Source organism: Actinomycetota bacterium (assembly GCA_035540895.1).
Classification (GTDB): domain Bacteria; phylum Actinomycetota; class JAICYB01; order JAICYB01; family JAICYB01; genus DATLFR01.
In genome coordinates this window covers 1-8,970 of the sequence record DATLFR010000200.1, presented here as the reverse complement: position 1 = coordinate 8,970, position 8,970 = coordinate 1, and the positions used below count along the sequence as shown (strand labels likewise).

Below are 8,970 nucleotides of genomic sequence, written 5' to 3'. Positions count from 1 at the left end.
CAGGTACCGTCCGGGTCGCGGATCTCGAGGTGGCTCTCGATCGCGTTGTCGTCGGGACGGGAGCTCGGGAAGTGCGCGCGGATCGCGATCCCGAACGGGTAACGCGGGTCGCGGACCAGACCGACCGTCCGCGCGAGCGTGGAGGACGCACCGTCCGCCGCGACGACGGAGCCCGCCGCCACCTCCACATCGCGGCCTTCCCGTCGGATGACCACGCCGGTCACCACGCCGTCGCGGGTCACGGGTCCTCGCACGGTCGCGCCTTCCCAGACCTCGGCCCCGGCCGCCTGGGCGTGGCGGAGCATCAGCTCGTCGAGGTCGGTCCGGGCCACGACGTACCCGTAGGGGGGGAACCCCTCCGAGGACGGCCACCCGAACTCGAGCACCCGGCCCGCCCCGTGGACGCGGAGGATGTCCACCCGGTGGAAGGCCTTCAGCTCGTTGCCGAGTCCGATATCGGCGATCGAGCGGACCGCCCGCGGCGTCAGTCCGTCGCCGCACGGCTTATCCCGCGGGAAGACCGCCTTGTCCACCACCAGGACCCGCGCTCCCGCGGTGGCGGCGCGCCAGGCAGCCGAAGACCCGGCGGGTCCCCCTCCTGCCACGACGACGTCGTAACGCATGGGGGACGAGTCTAAGCGGCCTGCGCCGCTACTCGACCCGAACCGTCCCCTTCATCGCGGGATGGACGTCGCAGTGGAAGTAGTACTCCCCGGCCGGGGGGGTGGGTATCTGATAGGTCGTCTCCCCCGCGGTGATCAGCTCGCCCTCGAAGATGGTGTTCGTCAGGGCGGCGGAATCGTAGATCGAGATGTTGTGGGGGACGGTGTCCTCGTTGACGAACTGCAGCTCGTGCTGGGAGTCGGCGGGCAGCACGATCTCGTCGGTGTCGAACTGGATGTTCACGGCCGCGACCTCGGTCGTGTACTGGGCCCCGGCGTCGGGGGCCGAGGTGGGCTCCTCCGCGACGAGCTCGCCGTCCATCGCCGGATGGACCGTGCAGTGGAAGTAGTACGTCCCGGGGGCGGGGGCCGTGAACGTGAAGTCACGTGTCGCCGCCGTGATGACGTCGGTCTTGAAGAGCTGCTCGGCAGCGCTCTCGTCGGTGAAGAGGGTCCAGTCGTGAGGGACGCTGTCTCGGTTGTCCAGGGTGAGCTTGATCTCCGTGTTCGCCGCGACGACGTAACGCTCCGAGTCGAACTGGACGTTCTGGGCGACGACGACGATCTCGCGGGCGGGACCGACGGGAGCGGGCGTGCCGTCCGTCTCCTCGGCGGCCCGGGGGGCGAGCTCCGCAGCGTTCATGACGTATCCGAGCGCGAAGAGGGGGAGCACCAGGTAGGCCGCGTACAGCCAGCGGGGGACGCGCGCGTTGGCGACCCGGATCCCGGCGACGACCTCCTCGGCCTCCTCGCCCTCGGGCTCCGCCTCCGGCGTCGCGCCCAGCTCGGCGAGCCGACGCCGGTTCTGAAGCACCCGGTCCAGGGCGACCAGTCCGAGGATGAGCCCGACCGCTGCGGCTACGAAGATGGCCGAGAGCGCGAAGACGGCGTTGCGGCCCTCGAGCAGGCCGCGTCCCTGCGCGTTCGGGTCGGCGCAGGCCGACAGACCGCCGAACACCAGCAGGGCTCCGCTCGTCCGGAGCCTGCGACCCCATGCGTGCATCCGTTCCCCTCTCATCGTCCGGCGGTCACCGCGTGAAGGCGCCAGCCATGACAACACAAGCGGCACATCGCGACAACCTAAGCGACCACGCTGTCGACGGCTATCGACAGGAAGAGCAGGGCGAGGTAGCTGATCGAGTACCTGAACAACCGCATCGCCGAGTCGGACGTCGGCTCGGCCAGGAGCCTCCAGGACAGCCAGACGAGACCGGCTCCCAGTCCGAGCGCGGCCGCCGCGTACAGGAGGCCCATCCCCCCGACCGGGAGCAGGACCAGGGTCACACCGGCGCACACCACCGAGTAGAGGAGGATCTGCCGGGCGGTCTCGGGGACACCCTCCACGACCGGCAGCATCGGGACGCCCGCCGCTGCGTAGTCCTCGCGGTACCGGACCGCGAGCGCCCAGAAGTGGGGGGGCGTCCAGAAGAAGATGATCGCGAACAGGACCCAGGCCGCGGGTGAGACCGAGCCCGTGACCGCCGCCCACCCCACGAGGACCGGGGCGGCGCCGGCCGCCCCGCCGATGACGATGTTCTGGGGGGTGGAGCGTTTCAGCAGCACCGTGTAGATCCCGACGTAGAAGAGGATCGCCGAGGCGGAGAGGGCGGCGGCGAGCGGGTTGACGGTCACCGCCAGCCAGGCGGTCCCGATGACCCCGAGAGCCACACCGAAGACGAGCGCGCGGCCGGGCTCCACGCGGTGGGAGGCCAGGGGCCGGCCCTTCGTGCGGGCCATCCTGGTATCGATGTCTCGCTCCAGGAACTGGTTGATCGCGTTCGCGCTGCCCGCGGTGAGCAGACCGCCCGCGAGCGTCGCCAGCACCAGGCCCATCGGCGGCACGGAGCGCGCGGCCAGCATCATCGCCGGGATGGTCGTCACGAGCAGGAGGACGATGATCCGGGGTTTCGTGAGCTGCACGTACGCGCGGACCCGGTCGGACAGCCCGCCGTCGGACCTGCGGACGGCCTCCCGGCCGCGCGCTGCGGACCCCTCCCTCGCTCCCCCCGCACCCGATCTCGACGCCACGGCGAGCCCGACCACGGCGGCCCAGGCAGCCCCGCCCACGGCGACGTGGGCGAGGACGGCCGCCGGGGCGAGGCGGCTCACGACGTTCGCGCCCCCGATCAGCACCTGCGCCGTGAACAGCAGGACGCTGGCCCAGGCCAGGACCCGGACGGGCCGGCGCACGTCCCCGCGGAGGAGGAAGAAGGTGGCGGCCACGTGTCCGAACACGAGCGCCGCGAGCACCCGGTGCAGGACCTGCAGTTGCTCGGCCTGGCTCCCGAGTGGTGGGACGAGGGAGCCGTCGAAGAGCGGCCAGTCTCCGAAGGCGAGCCCGGCTCCCCGCTCCCGCACCAGCGCGCCGGCCACGAGCAAGGTGAAGGTGGCGATCGCCGCGGCCGTGGACATCCGGACGGACCGGGCATCGGTCGCACCCTCGGGCCGTCCCGCCCAGGCCCGGACCCAGACCCCCGTGGTCAGGGCGACGAGCAGCATCGCGAGGACGAGATGGGCGGTTACGTAGGCCGCGTGCAGGTGGGTGGTGACCACGACCCGGCCCAGGAGCGCCTGCAGGACCACCAGCGGTACCGCCGCCACCGACGCGACGACCAGTCCGCGATCGTGGCGCGCGCGGCGCGCGGCTACCACCCCGAGCGCCAGGACCAGCAGCGCTACGACGCCCGCGATCGCCCGGTGCGAGTACTCGATGATCCCGTGGAAGTGGTCCGGGGCCACCCACGACCCGTAGCACCTGGGCCACTCGTCGAGGCAGCCGAGCCCGGAGCCGGTCGCCCGGACGAGTCCGCCGGCCGCGACGAGGATGAGCGTAGCCGCGGCCGTGCAGGCAGCCAGACGGCGGAAGGAGGTCAACGTGGTCGCTCCATGGACGCGAGTGGGACGCGCGGATACGGTAGCGCACCGGCGCGTCCGCGGTAGCGCCGCATCTCCCCAGCGAGGACACTGAGGCGCATGGTCGTCACCCGAACCGACCTCCGGCACCTGATCGACGTCGCCCTCGAACGGTTCCTCGCATCGCAGCGCGATCACCTCGACGAGGGGGCCCACCCCCTGCTCGACGAGATAGGCGCGGTGGTCGCGGCCGGAGGGAAGCGGCTCCGTCCCACCTTCTGCTTCTGGGGGTACCGCGCGACGGGAGCGGCCCCGTCCGACGAGATCGTGGCCGCCTCCGCCGCCCTCGAGCTCGTCCACACGTTCGCGCTCATCCACGACGACGTCATGGACCGTTCGGAGGTGCGGCGCGGGAGGCCGGCCACGTGGAAGGCGTTCGCCGGCGCCTCCCAAGGGGGCCGGTCCGATCCACAGCAGATGGGGGTGGCCGCAGCGGTTCTGACCGGGGACCTCGCACTCGTCCTGGCCGACAGGCTGCTCGCGTCCTCGGGGTTCGCGTCCGATGTCCTGGCCCGGGCCCGCCTGAGGTTCGACTCCATGCGCGCAGCAGCGATCGCCGGACAGATGCTCGACCTGGACGCGGCACACCTGGGCCGGGTCACCGAGGGGGAGGCGCGGCGGATAGCCACCCTGAAGTCGGGTGGGTACACCGTCGCCTACCCGCTGTCCATCGGCGCGGACCTGGGCGGAGACGACCCCGATGTACAGCGGGTCCTGGCCGGGTACGGATCGCCCCTGGGCCAGGCGTTCCAGCTCCGCGACGACGTCCTGGGCGTCTTCGGGGACCCGTCGATCACCGGGAAGGAGCGCGACGGTGACCTCCGCGAGGGCAAGCAGACGGTCCTCGTCGCCCGGGCTCGCGCGACCGGCACGGCGGCCCAGGTGGCCCTCCTCGACCGAGCGCTCGGACGTCCCGACCTCACCCCCGACGATGCCGACCGTCTGCGAGAGGTGCTCCGCGAGACGGGAGCGCTCGACCACACCCTGGGCCTGATCGCCGACCTGGCCGCGGAGGCTCGCGCGGCGCTGGACGCCGCCGTGATCGGGAGTGAGGTAGCGGACGCCCTCACGGAGCTCGCGCAGGATGTCTCGGAACGAGAGGCATGACGGAGGCGCTGCGGGTCGACGGTCTCGTGAAGAGGTACGGAGGCCGTGTCGTCGTCGACGGGGTGTCCTTCTCCGTCGCCGCCGGGGAGATCTTCGCGCTCCTCGGACCGAACGGCGCCGGCAAGACGACCACGATCGAGATCTGCGAGGGGTTCAGACGGCCGGACGCGGGCGCGGTCGCCGTCCTGGGGCGGCCGCCGGACACGAAGGCGCTGCGCGCCTGCGTCGGCGTGATGCCGCAGGACTCGGCACTCCAGTCCCAGATCCGACCGCGGGAAGCCCTGCGCCTGTTCGCCTCCATGTACGCGGACCCGGAGGATCCGGATGTCCTGCTCGAACGCCTCGAGCTGCACCCGCGCGCGCACACGCCCTACCGCGCGCTGTCCGGGGGCGAGAAGCAGCGTCTCTCGCTCGCGCTCGCCCTCGTCGGGCGGCCACGCCTCCTGTTCTGTGACGAACCCACCGTCGGGATGGACGTCGGCACCCGCGCCCGCACCTGGGAGGTGATCCGGGAGCTGCGGGACCGGGGCGCGAGCGTCCTGCTCACGACCCACCTCCTGGACGAGGCCGAGAGGGTGGCCGACCGCGTCGCTATCCTCCATCACGGGCGCATGGTCGCCCTCGGACCACCCAGGGACCTCGTCGCCTCGTCCCCGGCGGCCGAGCTCAGGTTCCGGACGGACCGGCCCCCCGACGTCGAGGAGATCGGCCGCGCCGCGGGCGTCCACATCTCGGGCACCCACGCGGACGGTTACCGCGTCGAGGTCAGGGCGACCCCCGAGGTGGTCGCTCGGCTGGCGGCTAGCCTCGCCCGTCAGGGCGTGCTCATGGTCGAGCTCACCACGGGGAGCCGGACCCTCGAAGAGGTCTTCCTGCAGCTGACCGAGGGGGCGGGGGACCGATGAGGGGGGTCGGCGCGATGGCGCGGACGGAGCTCGTCCTGGCGCTCCGGCGCGGCGAGGGCCTGCTCGTGACGATGGTGATCCCCCTCGGGATCCTGGTGTTCTTCGCGACGCTGGACATCCTCCCCGCGCTCGGCGGGAAGCCCGTCGACTTCCTGGCTCCCGGGGTGATCGCCCTGGCCGTGATCTCCAGCGCCATGGTCGCGCTAGGGATCGCGACCGGCTTCGAGAGGCAGCAAGGGGTGCTGAAGCGACTCGGCGCGACCCCTCTGGGGCGCGAAGGGCTGTTCGCGTCGAAGCTCCTCACCGTCGTCGTGACCCTGGCCGTGCAGATCGCGGCCATCGCCCTGACGGCACTCGCGCTCGGGTGGCGGCCCTCCCCCACTCCCGCGGCGGCGGGCATCGTGGCCCTGGGCGCGTGCGCCTTCGCCGGCATCGGCCTCTCGCTGGCGGGCCGGCTGCGGGCCGAGACGAACCTGGCCGCCGCGAACGGAGGTTTCCTCGTGATGCTCCTGCTGGGCGGTGTCGTGGCCCCCGTCGAGCGGCTGCCGGTCGCGCTGCAGACCGTCGCCCGGGTACTACCGGCCGAACCGCTCGCCACGGGCCTGAGGGCCGCGCTCGGGGGAGGTCCCATCGGGTCGCGGGTCCTTTGGACGCTCACCGCCTGGGCGGTGGCCGCGACCCTCGTCGCCGTGCGGACGTTCAGGTGGGAGCCGTGATGAGGCGGCTTCTCTGGGCCGCGGGAGCCGTGCTGGTCCTGTTGGGCGCGTGCGCCTCGTCCACGACGTTCGGCCCGGTCCGGATGGACGTCCCCGAGGGCTGGCAGGTGACCCGCAGGTCATCCGACAGCTTCCAGCTGGCCCAGGGGACGGCGGCGTCGGACACCGACGACGCGCCGGGGACGGCCACCGCCGTCTTCGACGTCTACCTGAGCTCCGACCAGACGCCGGACGGTTACCGGGAGCGGCTGCGCGAGGGAGGCGTGGGAGCCAAGGTCGAGGAGTGGACGGTGAACGGTGAGAAGGCGGTCGTCCTGTCCTACGAGGGACCCGCGACGGCCGGACCTCAGGAAGCAGTGATCTTCCCGTCCCGCCGTGTCCTGATCGTCTACCGGGCCGCGTTCCCCAACGACCGGGCCGCCTTCAACAAGGGGCTCCCGGCGTTCCGTCGCACCGTCCGGTCGATCGAGTTCATCGGTCCTGCGGACCGTCGGGCGTAGCCCCGTCCTCGGGGTCGTCCTCCACCTCGTAGGCGCGCCACGGCTTCACGACGATCGCCCAGACCCCCAGCATGGCGCCCGCCGCCGCCATGAGGTAACCCACCGACGCGGCGTAATCCGCCGGCGTCACCGCAGCGACTGGAGGTAAGCGACGAGCGCGTCCAGCTCGCGGTCGGTCAGGTGACCGTAGGTGTGCACGGAGCCGCCCGTGACCGACCGTCTCAGCTCACCACCGTTGGGGAACCGCGTTCCTGCGTGCGTGAGATCCGGTCCGCTCCGCTCCAGTCCGAGCATCGCGGGCGACTGCCCGTCGTAGTCGCCCGCCTCCAGACGGTCCCCGAGGGCGGTGTCCGTGATCGTCCGCCGCACCTGCTGGGTGTGGCAGTACCAGCAGCCCTCGCGCTCGTACACGCGCATCCCGGCCAGCCCCGGCGCGTCCTCCTCGTACGTCCGGGCGTGGCCCGTGGTCTCCCCCATCGCCTCGTCCAGGGTGGGGATCACCACGGTGGCGCCGAGACCCGCCGACACCAGGAGCAGCACCCCCGCGAGCAGCACGCCCACCCGCTCGGTGACGCGGCGCCTCTTGCTCACGCCCGGCTCCCGACCGTCGGCGCCGCCATCGCGTACAGCTGCACCGGCTCCCCGGCCCGAGCGGTCCGGGCCGCGTTCCAGGCCAGGGCGAACTGGGCGGCTCCGAACAGCAGCCACCCCGCGAGCTGTACCCAGTGGAACCCCCGCATCACGAACCCCAGCTCCCCGGCGACCGCCTGTCCCGCCGCGGACTCACCGGACCGCGACGCGGCCAGGGCGAGTGACCCTTGGACGAGCCCGGCCGCCATCTGGGAGCCGGCCACGGTCAGCGCTCCCGCCAGCGAACCCCAGAAGTGGAAGGAGGCGGCCCGCTCAGAGGCCCACGTGCGCCCGACGAGTAGCGGGTACACGTACACGAGGAGGGCGAAGGCGGCGAAGGACGAGACGACCGCCAGGACGATCGTCCGCAGACCCGCCGTCCAGCTCGTCAGCCCGACGAGCCGGGAGACGGACGGCACCGCCGTCACCGCCGACAGGGCCGTCCACACCACCAGGGCGACGACCGAGGTGACCGCGTACCGGACGGCAGAGGGCCGGCCGACCAGGTCCCACCTCCCGCGCGCGGCCCCCACGACGTTGGCCGCTGCCGTCAGGACCGGGACGAGTGCCACGACCGTCATCGCGACGGCGATCGCCTGCAGGTACAGCGGTATCGGCCCGCTCACGAGGTACCGGACCCCGGTGAACCCCCCTACGAAGATCAGGGTCCAGAAGCCGATGGAGGCCAGGGTGCGCGACGGGACCGCGTTGCCGGTCGAGGCGGGAACGACGTAGTAGGCGATCCCGAGGGAGACCGGGATGAGGAACAGGAACTCCAGGCCGCCCAGGTAGAAAGCACCGACGAGGGCGTCTCGGACCCCGGAGAGGATCACGCTCCCCGTCGCGATCAACACCGGGAGCATCAGCGCAGCCGCGAGCAGGTACCAGACCGAGACGTAGAGGCGATGCTCGTTGCGCCGCACGGCGGTCATCGCGACGTTGTAGAAGACGAGGAGCGAGAGGAGCAGCAACCCGATATCGACGCCGAGCGGGAGCTCAGCGAGCGGCCGGCCCTGATTCATGCCCAGCAACAGCGTCGCCACGCCCGCGAACATCACCAGGTGCCACCAGATCACGGCGGTCGCCCCGAGGACCTCGTTGTGCAGCTGCGCGCCGACGGCCCGCGGCACTATGGCGAACATGGCGCAGATAGCAGCGGTCGCCAGCCAGCCGAACAGGAAGGCGTTGTCCGCGATCGGCCGAAGCCGCCCGTAGGACAGCAGGGCGACGCCATCCAGCGCCTCCGGGAACAGGAGACGGGCATGCGCGGCGACGTGCACGAGGACGGCGATGACGAGCCAGGCGACCGCGGCGATCGCCGCCTGACGCGCCGCGAGGTCGGGCTCCACCCGGCTCTCGGCGCCGCCCCGTGCATCGACCATCCACGTCTCCTAGGTACCGTGTTGTGGCTCGTCGAGCCGGGCTCAGGCGCCCGGACCGGCGGAGTATAGCGCACGCTTAACCGATGCCCGCCGACACCGTCCTGCTCGTCTCGATGGTCGCCGCGGGGGCCGCGCTGGCCCTCGCGGGCCTCGCT

At 72.2% G+C, this 8,970-nt stretch carries 10 protein-coding genes; 4 read left to right on the top strand and 6 right to left on the bottom strand.

Features of this window, described 5'->3' with window-relative positions; genetic code table 11:
- The 3 genes from VM840_11325 to VM840_11315 form a co-directional block, all read right to left on the bottom strand.
- The coding region (locus tag VM840_11325) for an FAD-dependent monooxygenase (GenBank protein HVL82166.1) at positions 1–623 on the bottom strand (623 nt) is incomplete at its 3' end.
- Positions 624–651: 28 nt separating this feature from the next.
- The gene (locus tag VM840_11320; protein ID HVL82165.1) at positions 652–1,665 is read right to left on the bottom strand and encodes a cupredoxin domain-containing protein; all 1,014 of its coding nucleotides are present in this window, start codon (positions 1,663–1,665) and stop codon (positions 652–654) included.
- Positions 1,666–1,742: 77 nt separating this feature from the next.
- On the bottom strand, positions 1,743–3,536 hold the full coding sequence (locus tag VM840_11315; GenBank protein HVL82164.1) for a heme o synthase: 1,794 nt from the start codon (positions 3,534–3,536) through the stop codon (positions 1,743–1,745).
- Between the two features lie 99 nt (positions 3,537–3,635).
- Between VM840_11315 and VM840_11310 the strand changes: the two genes are divergently transcribed.
- Genes VM840_11310 through VM840_11295 form a run of 4 tightly spaced genes read left to right on the top strand, consistent with a single transcriptional unit; the run spans position 3,636 to position 6,803 of the window.
- Entirely contained in the window at positions 3,636–4,682 is a 1,047-nt protein-coding gene (locus tag VM840_11310; GenBank protein HVL82163.1) for a polyprenyl synthetase family protein, read from the top strand.
- A complete protein-coding gene (locus VM840_11305; GenBank protein HVL82162.1) occupies positions 4,679–5,587 on the top strand; it encodes an ABC transporter ATP-binding protein in 909 nt (302 codons plus the stop codon). Before VM840_11310 ends, VM840_11305 begins: the two co-directional genes overlap by 4 nt.
- Positions 5,588–5,601: 14 nt before the next feature.
- Positions 5,602–6,303: an ABC transporter permease gene (locus tag VM840_11300; GenBank protein HVL82161.1), complete on the top strand. Its 702-nt coding sequence runs from the start codon at positions 5,602–5,604 to the stop codon at positions 6,301–6,303.
- Positions 6,303–6,803: a hypothetical protein gene (locus tag VM840_11295; protein ID HVL82160.1), complete on the top strand. Its 501-nt coding sequence runs from the start codon at positions 6,303–6,305 to the stop codon at positions 6,801–6,803. The genes VM840_11300 and VM840_11295 overlap by 1 nt, the downstream gene beginning before the upstream one ends.
- Here the strand turns inward: VM840_11295 and VM840_11290 are convergent.
- The 3 genes from VM840_11290 to VM840_11280 are packed head-to-tail and all read right to left on the bottom strand — an operon-like array spanning position 6,775 to position 8,815.
- Positions 6,775–6,933 (bottom strand): hypothetical protein, encoded by a 159-nt coding sequence (locus VM840_11290; GenBank protein ID HVL82159.1) that lies wholly within the window; start codon positions 6,931–6,933, stop codon positions 6,775–6,777. The genes VM840_11295 and VM840_11290 overlap by 29 nt on opposite strands.
- The gene (locus VM840_11285; protein HVL82158.1) at positions 6,930–7,394 is read right to left on the bottom strand and encodes a cbb3-type cytochrome c oxidase subunit II; all 465 of its coding nucleotides are present in this window, start codon (positions 7,392–7,394) and stop codon (positions 6,930–6,932) included. The genes VM840_11290 and VM840_11285 overlap by 4 nt, the downstream gene beginning before the upstream one ends.
- Positions 7,391–8,815: a cbb3-type cytochrome c oxidase subunit I gene (locus VM840_11280; GenBank protein HVL82157.1), complete on the bottom strand. Its 1,425-nt coding sequence runs from the start codon at positions 8,813–8,815 to the stop codon at positions 7,391–7,393. The genes VM840_11285 and VM840_11280 overlap by 4 nt, the downstream gene beginning before the upstream one ends.
- Positions 8,816–8,970: the final 155 nt, after the last annotated feature.

What these genes read in the sequence shown, in the direction of transcription:
- VM840_11320 (HVL82165.1), bottom strand. Translation starts at nt 1,665, where the DNA reads ATGCACGCATGGGGTCGCAGGCTCCGGACGAGCGGAGCCCTGCTGGTG.
- VM840_11305 (HVL82162.1), top strand. Translation starts at nt 4,679, where the DNA reads ATGACGGAGGCGCTGCGGGTCGACGGTCTCGTGAAGAGGTACGGAGGC.
- VM840_11300 (HVL82161.1), top strand. Translation starts at nt 5,602, where the DNA reads ATGGCGCGGACGGAGCTCGTCCTGGCGCTCCGGCGCGGCGAGGGCCTG.
- VM840_11280 (HVL82157.1), bottom strand. Translation starts at nt 8,815, where the DNA reads ATGGTCGATGCACGGGGCGGCGCCGAGAGCCGGGTGGAGCCCGACCTC.
- VM840_11295 (HVL82160.1), top strand. Translation starts at nt 6,303, where the DNA reads ATGAGGCGGCTTCTCTGGGCCGCGGGAGCCGTGCTGGTCCTGTTGGGC.
- VM840_11310 (HVL82163.1), top strand. Translation starts at nt 3,636, where the DNA reads ATGGTCGTCACCCGAACCGACCTCCGGCACCTGATCGACGTCGCCCTC.